This is a genomic window from Pseudomonas sp. Sample_14, from assembly GCF_004307515.1.
GTDB classification, from domain to species: Bacteria; Pseudomonadota; Gammaproteobacteria; order Pseudomonadales; family Pseudomonadaceae; genus Aquipseudomonas; species Aquipseudomonas atacamensis.
Map to the genome: position 1 here is coordinate 60,073 of NZ_RCOC01000093.1, position 16,993 is coordinate 77,065.

A 16,993-nucleotide genomic window follows, 5' to 3' on the forward strand; every position below is an offset into this window, starting at 1 on the left:
CGGAACACATCATGGCCTCCGCCAACAAGCAGCAAAAACGCGCCACCCGGGCCAAAGCCAAGGCCAAGCAGAACCGCACCAAGCGTGCCGAAGCGCCGGTCGAGCTGGACCCGAACGACGACCGCATCGATTTCGAATCGGTGGACCTGACCGAGCTGTTCAAGAAAATGATCGACGCCCAGAAGATCAGCCAACAGGCCATGTGCACCGCGTTCCTTGAAGATCCGCTGCTGGAACTGGTCTATGAGCAGGAAGGTGAAGAAGGCGCGATGGATTTCATCCTCGCCGCGCTGATCGAGTATCGCCAGTGGTCGCAGGAAACCGACGAGGCCGGCGCGCTGGCGTGGATCGAATCCCCGGCATTCCAGGCTGACTATGTAGCGGCATCCGACGCGATCGCTGCACAAACCCAACAGAAGAACTGAGCTCCCATGGCATCCCTGAACAAGCAACAGAAACGCGCCAAACGCGCCAAGGCCAAAGCCAAGCAGATCCGCATGGTCGGGCGCAAACCGCTGGATCAGGACGAAGATCTCGGCCACCTCGCCGAGCCGATCCCGGAATACACCCTGGCGATGTTCAGCAAAATGCGCGACGCCGAAGCCGTCAGCCGCAACGAAATGCTGCTGACCCTGCTGCGCGAACTGGCCTTCATCATCGTCGACCATCCTGAACTGCTCGACATGGAAAACGCCGACAACGAAGGCATGGCCGCCACCCACCTGGCCGCCGATATGCTCATCGACTACCGCATGTGGGCCGACGGCATGACCATCGAACAGGCCCAGGCCTGGCTGAGCGAGCCGCAGTTCATTACGGATTTCGGCGTGGCGCTGGATGCTTATGGCAAGTCGGTAGAGCCCCAGGAAGACAAGAGCGAATAAGCCCTTCTCAGAAACAAAAAACGGCCGCTAGTCATCCCTGACAGCGGCCGTTTTTGTTTGGATGACCTAGCTACTCTTTGTCCGGTGACGATGTATATCCCATTGACATATCCCCAGCACGATCTATCCTGAGCTAATCACAGGAACAGACCCGGGAGCTCGAATATGGAGCAGACCACAATTTTCATGAGCAACAGAAGTCAGGCAGTCCGACTGCCAAAGGCAGTTGCGATGCCCGGCGACGTTAAACGAGTGGAAGTCATCGCGATTGGCAGAACACGCGTCATTACGCCTGCTGGAGAAAGCTGGGATAGCTGGTTTGATGGCGACTGCGTCAGCCCTGATTTCATGGCTAACCGTGAGCAACCCACTGAACAGGAGCGCGAGTCGTTCTGATGATCAAGTACATGCTGGATACAAATATCTGCATCTTCACCATCAAGAACAAACCACAAATTGTCCGGGAAGCCTTCAATCGACATTCCGGGCAGTTGTGCATCAGCGCTATCACGCTTATGGAGCTTATTTACGGTGCTGAAAAGTCGGCGGCCCCGGAGAAAAATCTGGCAATTGTTGAAGGATTTGTCGCGCGACTGGATGTCTTGCCTTTCGATAACGACGCAGCCGCACAGGCCGGGATGGTTCGATCTGAACTCGCGAAGGCTGGAACGCCGATCGGGCCATACGACCAAATGATCGCTGGCCACGCACGCTCACTTGGACTCATTGTAGTGACGAACAACGTACGGGAGTTTCAACGCGTTTCCGGTTTGCGAATCGAGGACTGGGTTTAACCTGACTGGAAAGCTCAGAAACAAAAACGGCCGCTAGTCATCCCTGACAGCGGCCGTTTTTACATCACGCGTTACGACTCAGTTCAACACCACCGCACCACGCTTCTCCAGCTTGCGACGGCGCGACACCAGCAGACCAGCCGCTACCACCATAAGGCTCAGCAGACCGGTGGCGAGGATTTCCACGCGGTGGGCTTCCTGGAACAGCATGATGGTCAGCGCGGCGACAATGAAGATGATCACCGCCCAGGTCAGACCCGGGAACAGCCACATGCTGAAGACGATTTTTTCGCCGCGCGCCATGCGCTGTTTCCGCATGCGCAGTTGCGAGAAGGCGATCACCAGGTACACCAGCAGGGCGATGGCGCCGGAGCTGGCCAGGAGGAACTCAAACACCGCTGCCGGAGCCACATAGTTGGCGAAGGTGCAGAGGAACGCAGCGCCGGTGGACAGCATCACCGCCCAGTAAGGCGTGCCGCTCTTGTTGGTGCGGGTCGACATGGCCGGGGCATCGCCGCGCTTGCCGAGGGAGAACAGCATGCGCGACGAGGTGTACAGCGCCGAGTTCAGGCAACTGGTCACCGCCACCAGTACGACGATGTCGACGATCATCTTCGCGTTGGGAATGCCCATGCGCTCAAGTACGGTCTGATAGGAGCCGAGGTTGGCCAGGGTAGGATCGTTCCACGGCACCAGCGCCACCACGATGAAAATCGAAACCAGATAAAACAGGCCGATCCGCCAGATCACCGAGTTGGTCGCTTTGGAAATCTGCTTGCCAGGGTCTTTCGATTCCGCCGCTGCGATGGTGACGATTTCGGTACCCATGAACGAGAACATGGTGGTCAGGATCGCGCCCAGCACAGCACCCATGCCATTGGGCAGAAAGCCGCCGCTGTCGAACAGGTGCGAAACGCCACTGACCTGGCTGGTCGGCAGGAAGCCGAAAATCGCTGCAAGGCCGAGGCCGATGAAGCCGATGATCGCCAGCACCTTGATCAGGGCGAACCAGAACTCGAACTCACCGTAATTCTTCACGCTGAACAGGTTGGTCACGGTCAGCAGCATGGTGATGACCAGCGCGAAAGCCCAGATGTCCACGCCCGGGAACCACGCATGCAGGATGGTCGCGGCGGCGTTGGCTTCCAGCGGAATCACCAGCACCCAGAACCACCAGTACAGCCAGCCGATGGTGAAACCGGCCCAGTGACCGATCGCGCGGTCAGCGTAAGTCGAGAACGAACCGGTGTCCGGCGAAGCCACGGCCATCTCGCCGAGCATGCGCATCACCAACACCACCAACGTACCGGCGGCGGCGTAAGCCAGCAGCACGGCCGGGCCTGCGGCAGCAATGGCGTGGCCGGAGCCGACGAACAGACCGGCGCCGATCACACCGGCGATCGACAACATGGTCACATGACGCGGTTTGAGCCCCTGTTCGAGGCCAGTGGAGCTTGGGGTACTGCTCATAGAGACTACCTTTGCAAGGAAAGCGAGTGCATCCGGCGCGCCTGAAAATTCTTTCTCGTAAAAAGAATCCAACGGCCTGTTCCTTATTCTGCACGCAATATTTGCGCCAAAATGTTTCAAGTCCTTGAGGGCCGGGGGCTCCGGCATCCGATGCAAGTCCTTGAGTTTAATGGCTATTCGCCAGAACGTTACCTGGCGACTCACTTTCAAGACGAATCCGCGCACCAGAAACACACAGAAAAAGTGTGCGGCGCACAGAAAAAGGGCGAATAAGGAACGTTCGGCCGGATAGCGCTTCCAACACCCCGCCAAAGCTGGCAACATCGCGCCTTTTTTTACGCGGCACCCACGGGTTTGCACGATCAGACACCCGTTCGGTTGTTGATGGGGCGACAGTCTGCTGCGCCGATGCGACAACCCGCCACATGCCACCCGTTTACCGCTCGTAGCGCTGTTGGCTGCCATTGAAACGCTATGCTAGCTTGGCCGCCTCGCCAGGAAGGCCCGCCAACAGCAGGAGCGCAACATATATGAGGAACGCACATGGCTGAGGCCACGCCCGCGCTGGAAATCCGCAACTTGCACAAACGCTACGGACAGCTGGAGGTGCTCAAAGGCATCTCGCTGACCGCCCGCGACGGCGACGTGATCTCGATCCTCGGCTCTTCCGGTTCCGGCAAGTCCACGTTCCTGCGTTGCATCAACCTGCTGGAAAACCCGCACCAGGGCCAGATCCTGGTGGCCGGTGAAGAACTCAAGCTCAAGGCCGCGAAGAACGGCGAACTGGTCGCCGCCGACGGCAAGCAGATCAATCGCCTGCGCTCGGAGATTGGTTTTGTATTTCAAAACTTTAATCTGTGGCCGCACATGAGCGTGCTCGACAACGTTATCGAGGCCCCGCGCCGCGTGCTCGGCCAGAGCAAGGCCGAGGCCATCGAAGTCGCCGAAGCGTTGCTCGCCAAGGTCGGCATCGCTGACAAGCGCCACGCCTACCCGGCGCAATTGTCCGGTGGTCAGCAACAACGCGCCGCCATCGCCCGCACGCTGGCAATGCAGCCGAAAGTGATCCTGTTCGACGAACCGACCTCCGCGCTTGACCCGGAAATGGTTCAGGAAGTACTTAGTGTCATCCGCGCATTGGCCGAAGAAGGCCGCACCATGCTGCTCGTGACCCACGAAATGGGCTTCGCCCGCCAGGTCTCCAGCGAAGTGGTGTTCCTTCATCAGGGCCTTATAGAAGAGCAAGGATCGCCACAGCAGGTGTTCGACAACCCGCTTTCGGCGCGCTGCAAACAATTCATGTCCAGCAACCGCTAACGGAGCAACATGCATGCAGAATTTCAAAAAGGTCTTCCTGGCCGCCGCCGTCACCCTCGCATTCAGCGCCGGTGCCATGGCTGAAACCCTGAAGATGGGCATCGAAGCGGCCTACCCGCCGTTCAACAATAAAGACGCCAGCGGCCAGGTGGTCGGCTTCGACAAGGAAATCGGCGACGCCCTGTGCGCGAAGATGAAAGCCGAATGCTCCGTCGTCACCTCTGACTGGGACGGCATCATTCCGGCGCTGAACGCGAAGAAGTTCGACTTCCTGATTTCCTCGCTGTCGATCACCGAAGAGCGCAAAGCCGCGGTGGACTTTACCGACCCGTACTACTCGAACAAATTGCAGTTCATCGCGCCGAAAGACGTCGACTTCAAAACCGACAAGGACTCACTCAAGGGCAAGACCATCGGTACCCAGCGCGCAACGCTGGCCGGCACCTGGCTGGAAGACACCTACGGCGACGACATCAAGGTCAGCCTCTACGACACCCAGGAAAACGCCTACCTCGACCTGACCTCCGGCCGTGTCGACGCGATCCTCGCCGACAAGTACGCCAACTATGACTGGCTGAAAACCGACGCCGGCAAGAACTACGAGTTCAAGGGCGACCCGGTAGTGGAAAGCGACAAGATCGGTATCGCCGTGCGCAAGGGTGACAACGAACTGCGCAACAAGCTGAACGCCGCGCTGAAGGAAATCGTCGCTGACGGTACCTACAAGAAAATCAACGACAAGTACTTCCCGTTCAGCATCTATTGATCTGACCTGTGGGACCGGCGCCGTGATCAAGCGGCACCGGCTCCCGACTTTGCCTGCCGCAATTTGAACAGAAACCCATGATTATCGACCTCTACGGATTCGGCCCGGCGCTCGCCGCTGGCGCGCTGATGACCGTCCAACTGGCCCTCACCGCCCTGTGTCTGGGCCTGGTGCTCGGCCTGCTCGGCGCCTTGGCCAAGACTTCCCCGTACAAGCCGCTGCAATGGCTTGGCGGCACTTATTCGACGCTGGTACGCGGCGTCCCGGAATTGCTCTGGGTGCTGTTGATCTACTTCGGTACGGTCAACCTGATGCGCGCCCTCGGTGAGTACTTCGGCAACCCCGACCTGCAACTCAACGCCTTTGCCGCCGGTGTGATCGCACTGGGTCTGTGCTTCGGCGCCTACGCCACGGAAGTGTTTCGTGGCGCCCTGCTGGCCATTCCCAAGGGCCACCGTGAAGCCGGCCAGGCCCTGGGCCTGTCGAAGTGGCGGATTTTCACCCGGTTGATCATGCCGCAGATGTGGCGCATCGCCCTGCCAGGCCTGGGCAACCTGTTCATGATCCTGATGAAAGACACCGCGCTGGTTTCAGTGATCGGTCTCGAGGAAATCATGCGTCACGCCCAGATTGGTGTGACCGTGTCGAAACAACCGTTCACCTTCTATATGGTCGCGGCAATCATGTACCTCGGCCTGACGGTGCTGGCGATGACCGGCATGCACTTCCTGGAAAAACGCGCCGCTCGCGGCTTTGCGAGGAGCGCGCAATGAACTGGGAGGTCATCATCAAGTGGCTGCCGAAACTGGCACAGGGCGCGACCCTGACGCTGGAACTGGTCGCCATCGCGGTCATCGCCGGCCTGCTGCTCGCCATTCCGCTGGGCATCGCGCGCTCTTCGAAGCGTTGGTACGTGCGTTCGCTGCCCTACGCCTACATCTTCTTTTTCCGCGGCACGCCGTTGCTGGTGCAGCTGTTTCTGGTCTATTACGGTCTGGCGCAGTTCGACGCCGTGCGTGAAAGCGCTTTGTGGCCGTACCTGCGCGATCCGTTCTGGTGTGCAACGGTGACCATGACGCTGCATACGGCGGCGTACATCGCCGAAATCCTGCGTGGAGCCATTCAGGCAATTCCACCCGGTGAAATCGAAGCCGCGCGGGCCTTGGGCATGTCCCGGCCCAAAGCGATGTTCTACATCATCCTGCCCCGTGCCGCGCGCATCGGCCTGCCGGCCTACAGTAACGAAGTGATCCTGATGCTTAAGGCCAGCGCTCTGGCCAGCACCGTGACCCTGCTGGAACTGACCGGAATGGCCCGCACAATCATCGCCCGCACTTATCTGCCGGTTGAGATCTTCTTCGCCGCCGGTGTGTTCTATCTGGTCATGGCTTACGTGCTGGTACGCGGCTTCAAGCTGCTGGAACGCTGGCTACGCGTCGATGCCTGCCAAGGCCGCTGATACTTCCCACGTGCTGACGGGCGAGGCCCTATTCGCCCGCTTCACCGCGCTGGATGCTTTTTTGATTAAGCATCAGGCGCTGTGGAAACCTCGGCCGTTCACTCACCTACAACTTCCATGGGAAGCATCCTACCCGGAGTTGTCTGCGTGGCTACGCGAGCGGTCGCTGGAAGATGCAGAACGCACGCATAACCATCCTGCTGATCTTGTCGATGCGCCAGAGCCGTTCGCTTCATTGGCGAAGTTGTCGGCAGAGTTGAGTGCGGTCGGTGAGTTGCCGGGGCATGCGTTTAAGGCTGCCGGGCATCGCTTGAATGTCGATGTGCCTGGGCGCAAGTGGCAGCAGATCGAGGCGTTTGCCGGTCGCCTATCCTTTGCCTCGCAGCCGACGCATTGGCTGGACTGGTGCTCCGGCAAAGGGCATCTGGGACGGCGCCTGTTGGGTGCCGGGCAACAATTGACTTGCGTTGAATACGATCCGGTGCTGGTCGCCAGCGGTCAGGCCTTGAGTCAGCGTCATCATATGCACGCTTTGCATGTCGAACAGGATGTACTCGCGGCAGACGCCCCGGCCGTATTGAACGCCGCGCACACCCCCGTCGCCCTCCACGCGTGCGGTGATCTTCATGTGCGCTTGATGCAACTGGCCAGTGCCGCAGGTTGCCGGCAAATGGCGATCGCGCCCTGCTGCTACAACCGCATCAGTCGTAACGAATATCAGGCCTTGTCCTGCGCCGGATCGGCATCACTCCTACACCTGTCGCTGGAAGATCTGGCGTTGCCGATGAGCGAAACCGTCACCGCCGGTGCGCGCGTCCGACGTCAGCGCGACACCTCGATGGCTCGTCGCCTGGCTTTCGACCTGCTGCAACGGCAACTGCGCGGCGTCGATGAATACCTGCCAACCCCATCATTGCCCAGCGCTTGGCTGGATAAACCGTTTGCTGATTACTGTCGCGATCTGGCTGTGCTCAAAGAGTTATCCACAGTCGGCTCGCTAGATTGGTCGACACTCGAAGCCGCCGGTTGGCAGCGGTTGGCCGAAGTGCGCAACCTGGAATTGCTTCGCGGATTGTTCCGACGACCGCTTGAGCTCTGGCTGAATCTGGATCGGGCGCTTTTCCTCGCAGAACAGGGATACGTCGTACGCCTCGGCACCTTTTGCGACGCCTCACTCACACCGCGAAACTTACTGCTGCTCGCCGAACGCGCTGAAAACATCACAGCCTGTGGATAACTCTGTTGATGGATTTGCCGTGGATCCGATATCTGCGCCTGTTTCATCGCCTTAACGACACTGGTCATTTTTTGTTCACATAAATAAAAACCTGTAAAACAGGGATTTGCGAACAAGATGAGAATGGCTGCACTAAACCTCGCCCAAGCAGTCCTAGCGCCCCTCAGTTGTGCATAAGCTGCCAACCAAAACGACATAACCGACGAATATTGGGCTGGCCGAGTGAATAACTGCAGGGTCCCGAAAGCCCAGACTCAACCGTACGCCCTGCATAAATGCCTTACTGCGCTTGAGGTACAAAAGCTGCGCATTAATTTGCGCAGGGCCTGATTTTTCCGGAATGCAAAAATAGTCTGAATTCAGGGGTTTACAGGATCTACCCAATCGCTATAATCGTCGCCCACACGCCGGTATAGCTCAGTTGGTAGAGCAACTGACTTGTAATCAGTAGGTCCCGGGTTCGACTCCTGGTGCCGGCACCATACAAAACAAAGCCCCTGCAGAAATGCAGGGGCTTTGTTGTTTCTGAGTCAGCCAAGACGTCCAAAATGTGGATCAGGCAGGATGCAAATCCCGCAACGCCTCCGGATGCCGACTTGCGACCCACAAGAGAGTCTGCGCTGCACCCGTCGGCTGCCTGCGCCCCTGTTCCCAATCCTGCAAAGTCCGCGCTTATGCCTCGCAGTATCTGCAGGAGCCAAGCAAGGCACTGGTTGATGATGTGGTGAAAGTAATGGATGCGCCACCAGACAAGGCATTGATGTAAACCGCCATTTGAAGCCCTCGTTGATGCGAGGGCTTTTTGCATTTCAGGCCTGCCGAAAACATGCCGGCCTTCCTCAAGCCCCTTGGTGCGCGGACATATCCGACTTCCCTCCTGCATCTATCCAGATAACCCGCCAGCCACTGGAGCGTTCTTGGCCAACGCTTCGGCTGCCCAGCAGCCAAACGGGAACTAACGCCGAGCGCAACACTCACTTACAAAGCGCGGCGCTATAGAAGAGTCATCTCGCTTCATCACGTCAGCACAACGGACTGAATGCATGACATGGACCAAGAGACCATCGATGAACTTAACATCAGAAACGCCAAACGGCTCCGCACGTTCGCAAATCAGGGACTTTTCTGACTGTCGAAACATTGCTCGAGGCGCTGTATTCATAATCGCGTCGGGTAACTCCGCGAAGGACTTTCCCATTGAACAGTTTGCCGATATCCCGATGATCACGGTGAACGGCGCGATATCCATGTTCATGGGAACAGGCATCAAGCCGTTCTTCTACGCATGCACCGACACCAGTTTTTCGCTACAACAGCCTGACTTGTTTGCCTATGCGATGCGCACCAGTCAGCGAGTAGCTCTCTGGGCTCGCCAGGCCCAGGAACTGGCCGTTGAACCGACAGGTGATCTCTATCTTCTGAAGAAAGCGCCCAAACCAACCCTGACTGAATGGCTACTTCGCAACAACCAGGATCTCGTACGTAATCGCGCTGTTCTGGGTAGCCGAAACCGCAGTATCGGATTCAGCAAAAACCTCGCCCATGGTTTTTTTGATGCCCGCACAGTGTTGTATCTCGCACTCCAGCTCGCCTATCACGCAGGTTTTTCCAAGGTGATTTTGGTGGGAGCGGATATGAACCAGTCGGCCGGGCGCTTTTACGAGACTGATGGAAGCTCTATCTCACCGTGCGGGCTGGACCAGCATTTTCATTCCAGAATTCTTCCATCTCTGAAACTTATGTCCGACAAAGTCATCGACAGTAAATTTGCCGTGTACAACTTGTCGCCCTCTTCGCGAATTCCATCCAGCGTCATTCCCGTCACAACGCTCGACGAAGTCAAAGCGATAATTCAGACCTGACTGATCTCGAATACAAACGAAATTCTGCCCTCACTTGCGCTCCAGACATAGCGCAAATGCTTGCCCTGCTTCGGAATCGATACCGCCGGCGGCCGAAACGCCGCAACGCACTCATGCCCGGGCAACCGCACGCTGTTATAGAGCAAGCCCCACGACTCGGCGTCGCGCAGTTGTCGCGCGAACAGTTGTGATGGGCCATAGGCTTCAGGATCAGGCTGATGCAGATGATCAAAGCCATGGCGAATATCATGCAGCGGCCTGATCACCTGATTGAAGTAAGTACGCATGGTCAATTCGAGATCGGCTTCCCGGGTCGCCGCGAGAAAACGTTCCTGATGAAAACAGGTTTCGGCGATCGCCGCAGCCTGGCTGCTGGCGGCGTAATAGACGCCGAAGGTGCCGTCACTGAAACGGCTGCGTTTGCCGACGTGAGTGAACGCGGCCATCACCGGGCTGGAACCGGGGCCGGACAGGCGATCTTCGGGACGTACGCGGGCAAGGACGCCGGCCTGTTCGACCAGCCGATCATTGGTCAGTGCTTCGATGGCGTAGGCAACTTCGAGGTCCTCGGGGTCGAGGACGTCTTCGAACAGTGCAATCGGCGGGAAGCTGCTGTTGACGATGCGATACGCCCGCGGCCATGGCACATCCACCGGCGCCGGCGCTTTCAACCGCGCACTCCGTCGAGGTAGCGGCGCACATCGGCGATATCGACCACCCGGCCCGCCAGCATGTAATCCAGCGCGGTTTTGCCATTGAACGGTGCCGCGGTGTTCGGGCTGCTGACCCAATCGTAGGCGCGCTCGCGGCTGTTGCTGAAGATGATGCTCAACGCCTTGTGAATACCCATCAGGTAAGAGATGCGCTCGAGGGTGTCATGGGGCAGGCGTATGTTTGGCAGGTGTTTGTATTTATAGAACGTGGTGTTGCCGACTCCTCCGAGCAGGGTGCGTTGTTGCTCGGCGCTACAGCCCCAATGCTCCATGAGGCTGAAGAAGAACTTCAGCGCAACCCGGCCGGCTTCGGGGGCGTCGAGTTGTTCGCATGGGGTAAGAGCTGGGGATGAGGTAGGCATAGACGCCTCCTGATTTTTGTCTTAGCTGAAGACTAGTACATAACTGTAATTTTTTAGTATTTTGATACACAAACGAACGAATCGTAACAATCAAATGCGCAGAAGCCGGAGTTAAGCCGGCTTATGTATTTCTGCGCTATTGAAACAGTTCTGAATGACTCCCTAAATCCACGAACGTGATCAGGTCGGGACGTGTGTTCTCGTAAACCATCAGAAAATCGCCACCGATATGACACTCGCGGAATCCAGACCAATCTCCAGTCAGCGCATGATCCAGATATTCTGCCGGTAACTGCTGCCCCAGGAACAACATTGCCATCACCTTCCGAACGTCGTTCATATCTCGCCTTCCGGCACGGTTGTAACGATCCCAAGACTTCTTGAATTCAGAAGTCTGTGCACACTGTTTAGGTCGATCAGCGCGTTTTTGTGTTTTCTCCTGTTTCGCCATCAGCATTCCTCAGCATGTCGTCTATCGAGTCGAAACGCTGACGGATTTCTCGTGCTTCCATCATTGCGCGGGCCGTCTTCTCCGATGGAACTCGCACCTCGAAGGGAAGCCCCTGAGTAGCAACAACCTGTCGCAGAAAAAGTCGCATGGCGTCACTAATGCTCAGCCCGCAAGCGTTCAAGACTTCAGTGGCACGCGCTTTCAAATCCTCATCAATGCGGCAGCGCACATCGGTAGTTTTCAGTAGTGCAGCCATTTCAATTACCTCATCGTGGTTTTGTAGCTACATCAGCGCTACCTCTGCATTGTGTTCGGAGTGATCTTCGTCGGTCAACGCGAAGTTGATAGGTGGTTATCTACTACCATGGCTCGCATGCCAGACATCCATTTCAACTCCTTTGACTGTTGGGCGCTATCAGCTAAATCGTTACTTTACCCGAGACCTATCTGCGTATGACGCAGGCAAAAAGCTAGGAAGATGTAAGCTGTTTCTCTTCGAAAAGAATCTCCCCGCGCACCAAAACCACGCACTTTTTTGACCTTCATCACCCCCGCTTCACCAAAAACCCCGATCCTCTGTCAGCCTCCAGCCATCGGCGGGGAAATCAATTCGCTACTAAAGCCGCGACAACTATGCTCAGGTGCAGGAATATAGCCGGCATATGGCGCCGTTTCCGTCGTTTCGTACACAACAATACCCAGCCCACTTCAGAGGGCATTACCCATGGATAGCAGAACCTTACGCAACCTCATGCGCATCGTGCAGACCGGCTCGTTGTCGGCCGCAGCCGAGCATTCGTGCCTGACCGTGCAGGCGTTGGCCGCACAGTTGAACAAGGTCGAAGAGCAGTTCGGTTTCCGCTTGTTTCGCCGTTCCAACAAGGGCCTGACGCTGACGCCGCAAGGCACGGAGCTCACGCCTTACATCGACAAAGTGCTGATTGCCACGCGACAGATGGAAGAAAAGGTCGAGGCGCTGAAGGTCCCCGGGCAGCGGACGTTGAAGGTGGCGTTGAACAACACCCTGTCGCCTGATTTCAACCGGCGCATGATCGGGCGCCTGATCGAGGTGTTTCCCGATTACCAGATGGAGTTCAGCTACGCCGAGTCGATGGAAAATCTCAGCAAGCTGAAGAACGAAGATTTCGACCTTGCCGTACTGATCGGCCCGCAGCGGCCGGGGCTGCCGAGCATCGTCCTTCCGGAGGTGCAGGTGCAGGTGGTCGGTGCGCATTGCGGTCAGGAAAACGATCCGCTGACGTTGCTGGGCAACAAGTTTCAAGTGCGTCCTGCGGAAGATTGTCCGTATTCCCACAGCTTTTTGCGTTTTCTCGACGCCGGGCTGGGCAATCACGAGAACGGCCAGCGCATGGTCTATTCCTGCAGCGAAACCCTGACGCTGTCGTTGATCACGCAGATGGATGCGGTCGGCATGGTCTCGCGTGAAGCGGCGCAGAAGAACGGCCTGACGATTTTTCCGGGTTTCGAGGATTTCCTCGAAGTCCGGCTGGCGGTAAACAACCCGGAGTTGTCCCACCAGGCGCTGAACGACGTCGTTGATCTGCCGCTACATGAACGAGCCGAGCGCAATGTACGCAGCCGTCCCCACCGCCACACTGAGAAAGAGGTTTTTGCTGAAATACGCACATAGCAACGTCGGAATCGCGGCATAGAATTCCGGGCGATCGAGCTGGATCTGCCGGTCCTTGATCAACAGGGGCGTGAGGCTGATCGCAGCGACGATCGCCACCGGCAGATATTCCAGTGCGCGCGCCACGAACGGCGGCCAGTGTTCGGTGTTGATCTGCAGCGGCAAGGCGCGCGGCAGGAAGGTCACCGCCATCATCAGCACCACCACCAGAATCAGGAACGTTTGGTCAGGCATACACCCACTCCGCAGCCCACAAACGTGGCGATAAATACGTTGAAGGGCGAACTGCCGATCAGGCTCAGCGCACCCATGCACACCACGGCAGCAGCGGCCGCAATCAATTTGTTACGCGTGTTGCACAGCGAGACCAGCACGTAGAGCATCATCGCCGTCAGCGCGTAATCGAGCTGATATTTGATCAAGTGCGCCGCGTACTGCGCGCAGACCGCACCGAGCAAACCGCCGAGCACCCACGAGGTGTGGCAGAACAGATTGAAACCGATCAGGTAACGCACGTTGACCGGTGCGCCCGTGCCGAGCTTGACGCTATGAAAGGCGAAGGATTCATCCGTCAGGCCACCGGCGTAAGCCCAACGCTCCATGCGGCTCAAGCCCAATGCACGCAGGGCTTTGGCCATGTACACCGACATCAGCATGTGCCGCGCATTGATCAGAAACGTGGTCAGCACAATGGTGGTCAGCGACGCACCGCTGGAGATCAGCGCCAGCGCGGCGAATTGCGAAGCGCCGGCATAGACAAACAAGCACATCGCCACCGGCAGCCACATCGGCAGGCCGGCGTTGACCGCCATCAGCCCGAAGACAAACGACACGGTGAAATACCCGGCGACCACCGGGCTGGCTTCGGCAAACGTGCGCGACGGCTGATGAGTCGCCATCAGCGGCGCGCTGCCGGACCTTTCATTCATAGATCCCTCTCAAATGTTCGTTCGCCGTGAGGCTCGCAAAAACCCTGGGCGGTCCAGAATCGCTTGCCCGCGAGGTTAGCATCGTCGACGAACAGAAACATCCGCAGCACCCCGACCCGTTTCATGTCGGACGACGCTGCTTCGACCAAACGCTGGCCCACGCCCTGGCTGCGGTAACGCGGGCTCACGGCCAGATGGTTGATCGTGCCGCGACTGCCGAGCATGCCGCCGAGCACCGCGCCGACGATCTCGCCCTCGACATCGAAAGCCAGGTACGCCGTGGTGGTTTTCTGGATCAACACGCCGCGCAGGCATTTGGCGTCCTGCCATTCGCAGAACGACACTTCGTCGAACTGGCGGAAGAAGCGCTCCATGCGTTGCGCATCCTTGGCGGTGGCGCGGCGCAGTACCACTGGCGTCGAGCACTCGACGCCGTCGATTGGGGTGATCTGATTAGCGAACAATGTCGAAAGCGGTCCCGGGCCGCGAGAAGGAAATCGCCAGAATCTGCCGGTACGCCATGGCATGGGTGTGGGTGTTGCGCGCCGGGGTCACGTAATGGCGCATGTCGCGATCGAGGAAGTAGGTGGTATCGAGAATTTCCTCGTAGGTGGTCGCCGCCAGCTGTTGCTGATGAATGTCGTACAAACGACTCTCAGCGCCCTCGACATTATTGCGCCCCCAGAAGTGCACGCCGCTGAACGGATAGCCGTCGCAATGAATGCCTTCAGGGGTGATTTCCAGCTGCTTGCCGGGTTTGATCTCAATGCGGATCTGATGGATCTGGCACTGCCAGATTTCATCGTGCAACTCTTCCGGCAGGACACTTTTGTACACTTCGAAATCGGTGTCGATCAGGCTGCGCATCACCGGCGAAGAGATCACTTCTTCGGAAAAGTCCTGAAAGTGTCGTACCACGCCACCGACGTAAGCGTTGTTCTCTTTCGATTGCACGTAAGCGCGATGCTCAAGTTGCTTGAGCTCACGGGTTTTCGGGTTGTATTCAAAGTCGCTGTAACGACGATAACGCATGCCGGCTTCGGCCTGACCGTAGTAACTGTCAGGCTCCATGTTTTCCCAACTCTTGGTCAGTCTGACGAAGTCGGCAAAATGACCGTAGAGATTGAAGTCACCACCCTGGACGTTGACAAACTTGTCGCGCCGTAGCGATTCGCCCACTTCTCTGTTCAAAACGATCATTACCAAATTCTCCGCTGCGTTGAACGCCCTAATCTATTGGGTGGAGAATTTGCGTCCATGAGAAAGAATTTCAGGCATTTGAAGCACTGCTTGAAACGGAATCTGCAGCGCTTGAAAAACGACTTTTACATGACAAGAACACCGGTTATTTGCGGTTTGCGCTGAAAAAACGCCGAAAAAAAACCCCGAACGAATCGGGGTTTTCTCATTTTTCTTACAGCGGATCGATCATCAGAAGATGTTGATCGGATAGTCCACGAATACACGCAGTTCGTTACCGCTGACGTTGTACTCGCTGGATTTCTGCGACACGCGCAGGATCGAACTGCGCAACTTCACGCTCAGGTCTTTGGCCGGGCCACTTTGCACGACGTACTTGAACTGGTTGAAGATCTCGCGCTCGGTGCCGCCTTCGCTGGTAGACGTGGTGATGTTGTCGCCGCGCACGTAAGCGAAGTTGTAGCTCAGACCCGGAACGCCGAACGAACCAAAGTCCAGGCCGTAACCCAGCTGCCAGCTGCGTTCGTCTTCGGCGTTGAAGTCGGACCAGTAGGAGTTGGCCAGATAGATGGAGTTACCACCGTCGCCAACACGGCCCTGATCTTTCTGGTAGCCGCCATAGGCGTAGCCCAGGTTGCTGTCGCCAGTGGAACGCTGATGCGCCACGGTGAACGAGTGCGGGCCGGTGGCGAAAGTGGCTGCCAGGCTCCAGATCTTGTTGTCGCGACCAGTGACGATGCTTTCGCCCGGCACGGTGTTTTCGCGTACGTACGAGCTGTCCAGCTTGGTGCGATAGCCGTTGAAGTCCAGGGTCAGGGACTGATCCTTGTTGAACGGAATCACATAGTTGGCGTTCACGTACTGTTTCTTCAAGACGTCTTCAACGTCGGACGCATACAGCGCGCCTTTGAAGTGTTCGGTGAACTGATAGCTGCCGCCCAACACGTTGATCGACTTGAGACCGCCGCTGTCACGGCCTTCATCGCTCTTGCGCGACTCGGCGGTGAATCGGCCGGCGTTCAATTCCAGGCCTTGGATCTCACGGGAGGTGATCAAAGTACCGGTATAGCTTTCCGGCAGCAGACGCACGTTGTCGTAGCTCAGCACCGGCAGGGCCGGCATCTGGTCGCCATAGGTCAACACGGTGTTGGAAACACGGAATTTGACCGCTGCGCCGCCCTTGGCGATGTCGTGGTTCGCACGACCGTCATTTTCCTGTTTGAAGAAGTCGATGCCGCCGGCGCCGCTACGGCCCTTGCCGCCGTCCAGGCGCAATGCGTACAGACCGAAAGCGTCCACGCCGACACCGACGGTGCCTTGAGTGAAGCCCGAGGAGAACGTACCGATGGCCGCTTGGCCCCATTCGGCCTTGTCCTTGTTACCGTCTTTGTAATCACGATTGATGTAGGCGTTGCGCAACAGTACTTTCAGGCTGCTGTCTTCAACGAAACCCTTGGATTCGGCCTGGTCGTTAGCCATGGCCTGTGTAGCACTCAACATCCCCAGTGCGATCAGACTGATTCGCTTGTTCAACATTTTGTTTTCCTTATTACGGGTTGAAACGCGCTGTGTCGAACGGCTGAAACGGCGCTTTCTGCACTCTTGTATTCACCCCGAAACAAAAAAGCCCGCCGACGTTAACGTCATGGCGGGCCTGCTCCTTATTTTGAGTCATGGCGGTTAGCCACAGGCGTTGGGCCGAATCGTAGCCGCGCCCTGAACTGTGTGTCAATTTCAAGAATCGTCTTTAAATAGGCGAAAAACGTCTAAGAAACGTAATTTTTTTGCTGGGCGGTTGCAGAAAAAACGGATTAAACAGGGAGTTTGAACTGTGGGAGCGAGCCTGCTCGCGAAGCGCTGGATCAGTCAACAAAGTCACTGGCAGTGCTGACGCCTTC

Annotated in this window: 21 protein-coding genes, 1 tRNA gene and 1 pseudogene; 12 read left to right on the forward strand and 11 right to left on the reverse strand. The window is 57.4% G+C overall.

Going from position 1 to position 16,993, the window contains the following annotated elements:
- The first annotated feature begins 11 nt into the window (after positions 1 to 11).
- The 4 genes from D8U61_RS22605 to vapC all read left to right on the forward strand — a co-directional run bounded on the left by D8U61_RS22605 (position 12) and on the right by vapC (position 1,678).
- Positions 12 to 425 carry a hypothetical protein gene (locus tag D8U61_RS22605; RefSeq protein WP_125925799.1) on the forward strand — a complete coding sequence of 138 codons (414 nt, stop codon included), beginning with the start codon at positions 12 to 14 and terminating at the stop codon, positions 423 to 425.
- Positions 426 to 431: 6 nt separating this feature from the next.
- Complete coding sequence (locus tag D8U61_RS22610) at positions 432 to 884, forward strand: hypothetical protein (RefSeq protein WP_016772138.1); 453 nt, start codon at positions 432 to 434, stop codon at positions 882 to 884.
- 165 nt (positions 885 to 1,049) lie between these two features.
- Positions 1,050 to 1,280: a type II toxin-antitoxin system VapB family antitoxin gene (vapB, locus tag D8U61_RS22615; protein WP_125925800.1), complete on the forward strand. Its 231-nt coding sequence runs from the start codon at positions 1,050 to 1,052 to the stop codon at positions 1,278 to 1,280.
- Positions 1,280 to 1,678 (forward strand): tRNA(fMet)-specific endonuclease VapC, encoded by a 399-nt coding sequence (gene vapC / locus D8U61_RS22620; protein WP_016772140.1) that lies wholly within the window; start codon positions 1,280 to 1,282, stop codon positions 1,676 to 1,678. Before vapB ends, vapC begins: the two co-directional genes overlap by 1 nt.
- Before the next feature lie 78 nt (positions 1,679 to 1,756).
- Here the strand turns inward: vapC and gabP are convergent, their stop codons facing one another.
- On the reverse strand, positions 1,757 to 3,148 hold the full coding sequence (gene gabP, locus D8U61_RS22625) for a GABA permease (RefSeq protein ID WP_016772141.1): 1,392 nt from the start codon (positions 3,146 to 3,148) through the stop codon (positions 1,757 to 1,759).
- Positions 3,149 to 3,691: 543 nt separating this feature from the next.
- Between gabP and D8U61_RS22630 the strand changes: the two genes are divergently transcribed.
- From D8U61_RS22630 to D8U61_RS22655, 6 genes are all read left to right on the forward strand, one after another.
- The gene (locus D8U61_RS22630; protein WP_024011209.1) at positions 3,692 to 4,465 is read left to right on the forward strand and encodes an ABC transporter ATP-binding protein; all 774 of its coding nucleotides are present in this window, start codon (positions 3,692 to 3,694) and stop codon (positions 4,463 to 4,465) included.
- A 13-nt stretch (positions 4,466 to 4,478) separates the two neighbouring features.
- On the forward strand, positions 4,479 to 5,231 hold the full coding sequence (locus tag D8U61_RS22635) for an ABC transporter substrate-binding protein (RefSeq protein WP_130887621.1): 753 nt from the start codon (positions 4,479 to 4,481) through the stop codon (positions 5,229 to 5,231).
- 77 nt (positions 5,232 to 5,308) lie between these two features.
- A complete protein-coding gene (locus tag D8U61_RS22640; protein WP_041477511.1) occupies positions 5,309 to 6,004 on the forward strand; it encodes an ABC transporter permease in 696 nt (231 codons plus the stop codon).
- Positions 6,001 to 6,690 carry an ABC transporter permease gene (locus D8U61_RS22645; RefSeq protein ID WP_016772145.1) on the forward strand — a complete coding sequence of 230 codons (690 nt, stop codon included), beginning with the start codon at positions 6,001 to 6,003 and terminating at the stop codon, positions 6,688 to 6,690. Before D8U61_RS22640 ends, D8U61_RS22645 begins: the two co-directional genes overlap by 4 nt.
- Positions 6,671 to 7,927: a methyltransferase gene (locus D8U61_RS22650; protein WP_130927696.1), complete on the forward strand. Its 1,257-nt coding sequence runs from the start codon at positions 6,671 to 6,673 to the stop codon at positions 7,925 to 7,927. The genes D8U61_RS22645 and D8U61_RS22650 overlap by 20 nt, the downstream gene beginning before the upstream one ends.
- A 406-nt stretch (positions 7,928 to 8,333) precedes the next feature.
- A tRNA-Thr gene (locus tag D8U61_RS22655) sits at positions 8,334 to 8,409 on the forward strand.
- Positions 8,410 to 8,482: 73 nt separating this feature from the next.
- Here the strand turns inward: D8U61_RS22655 and D8U61_RS28135 are convergent.
- Positions 8,483 to 8,596 (reverse strand): annotated as a pseudogene (locus tag D8U61_RS28135) (transcriptional regulator); the annotation flags it as partial.
- A 398-nt stretch (positions 8,597 to 8,994) separates the two neighbouring features.
- Here D8U61_RS28135 and D8U61_RS22670 point away from each other — a divergent pair.
- Positions 8,995 to 9,789: a lipopolysaccharide biosynthesis protein gene (locus tag D8U61_RS22670; protein WP_130927697.1), complete on the forward strand. Its 795-nt coding sequence runs from the start codon at positions 8,995 to 8,997 to the stop codon at positions 9,787 to 9,789.
- Here D8U61_RS22670 and D8U61_RS22675 read toward each other — a convergent pair.
- The 4 genes from D8U61_RS22675 to D8U61_RS22690 all read right to left on the reverse strand — a co-directional run bounded on the left by D8U61_RS22675 (position 9,780) and on the right by D8U61_RS22690 (position 11,571).
- On the reverse strand, positions 9,780 to 10,460 hold the full coding sequence (locus D8U61_RS22675; RefSeq protein WP_110644796.1) for an RES family NAD+ phosphorylase: 681 nt from the start codon (positions 10,458 to 10,460) through the stop codon (positions 9,780 to 9,782). The genes D8U61_RS22670 and D8U61_RS22675 overlap by 10 nt on opposite strands.
- Positions 10,457 to 10,864: an MbcA/ParS/Xre antitoxin family protein gene (locus tag D8U61_RS22680; protein ID WP_125925811.1), complete on the reverse strand. Its 408-nt coding sequence runs from the start codon at positions 10,862 to 10,864 to the stop codon at positions 10,457 to 10,459. The genes D8U61_RS22675 and D8U61_RS22680 overlap by 4 nt, the downstream gene beginning before the upstream one ends.
- A gap of 136 nt (positions 10,865 to 11,000) precedes the next feature.
- Complete coding sequence (locus tag D8U61_RS22685; RefSeq protein ID WP_312023558.1) at positions 11,001 to 11,321, reverse strand: type II toxin-antitoxin system YafQ family toxin; 321 nt, start codon at positions 11,319 to 11,321, stop codon at positions 11,001 to 11,003.
- On the reverse strand, positions 11,281 to 11,571 hold the full coding sequence (locus D8U61_RS22690) for a type II toxin-antitoxin system RelB/DinJ family antitoxin (protein ID WP_125917396.1): 291 nt from the start codon (positions 11,569 to 11,571) through the stop codon (positions 11,281 to 11,283). Before D8U61_RS22690 ends, D8U61_RS22685 begins: the two co-directional genes overlap by 41 nt.
- A gap of 468 nt (positions 11,572 to 12,039) precedes the next feature.
- Between D8U61_RS22690 and D8U61_RS22695 the strand changes: the two genes are divergently transcribed.
- Positions 12,040 to 12,966: a LysR family transcriptional regulator gene (locus D8U61_RS22695; RefSeq protein ID WP_122611119.1), complete on the forward strand. Its 927-nt coding sequence runs from the start codon at positions 12,040 to 12,042 to the stop codon at positions 12,964 to 12,966.
- Here D8U61_RS22695 and D8U61_RS22700 read toward each other — a convergent pair.
- The 5 genes from D8U61_RS22700 to D8U61_RS22720 all read right to left on the reverse strand — a co-directional run bounded on the left by D8U61_RS22700 (position 12,883) and on the right by D8U61_RS22720 (position 16,631).
- Positions 12,883 to 13,200 carry an AzlD domain-containing protein gene (locus D8U61_RS22700; protein ID WP_024011198.1) on the reverse strand — a complete coding sequence of 106 codons (318 nt, stop codon included), beginning with the start codon at positions 13,198 to 13,200 and terminating at the stop codon, positions 12,883 to 12,885. The two genes, D8U61_RS22695 and D8U61_RS22700, sit on opposite strands and share 84 nt — an antisense overlap.
- Positions 13,179 to 13,895 carry an AzlC family ABC transporter permease gene (locus tag D8U61_RS22705; protein WP_016772152.1) on the reverse strand — a complete coding sequence of 239 codons (717 nt, stop codon included), beginning with the start codon at positions 13,893 to 13,895 and terminating at the stop codon, positions 13,179 to 13,181. Before D8U61_RS22705 ends, D8U61_RS22700 begins: the two co-directional genes overlap by 22 nt.
- A complete protein-coding gene (locus tag D8U61_RS22710) occupies positions 13,892 to 14,269 on the reverse strand; it encodes a GNAT family N-acetyltransferase (RefSeq protein WP_003220700.1) in 378 nt (125 codons plus the stop codon). The genes D8U61_RS22705 and D8U61_RS22710 overlap by 4 nt, the downstream gene beginning before the upstream one ends.
- A 79-nt stretch (positions 14,270 to 14,348) precedes the next feature.
- Positions 14,349 to 15,095 (reverse strand): 2OG-Fe dioxygenase family protein, encoded by a 747-nt coding sequence (locus D8U61_RS22715; RefSeq protein ID WP_016772154.1) that lies wholly within the window; start codon positions 15,093 to 15,095, stop codon positions 14,349 to 14,351.
- A gap of 231 nt (positions 15,096 to 15,326) precedes the next feature.
- The gene (locus D8U61_RS22720) at positions 15,327 to 16,631 is read right to left on the reverse strand and encodes an OprD family porin (RefSeq protein WP_056787155.1); all 1,305 of its coding nucleotides are present in this window, start codon (positions 16,629 to 16,631) and stop codon (positions 15,327 to 15,329) included.
- Between the last annotated feature and the right edge of the window lie 362 nt (positions 16,632 to 16,993).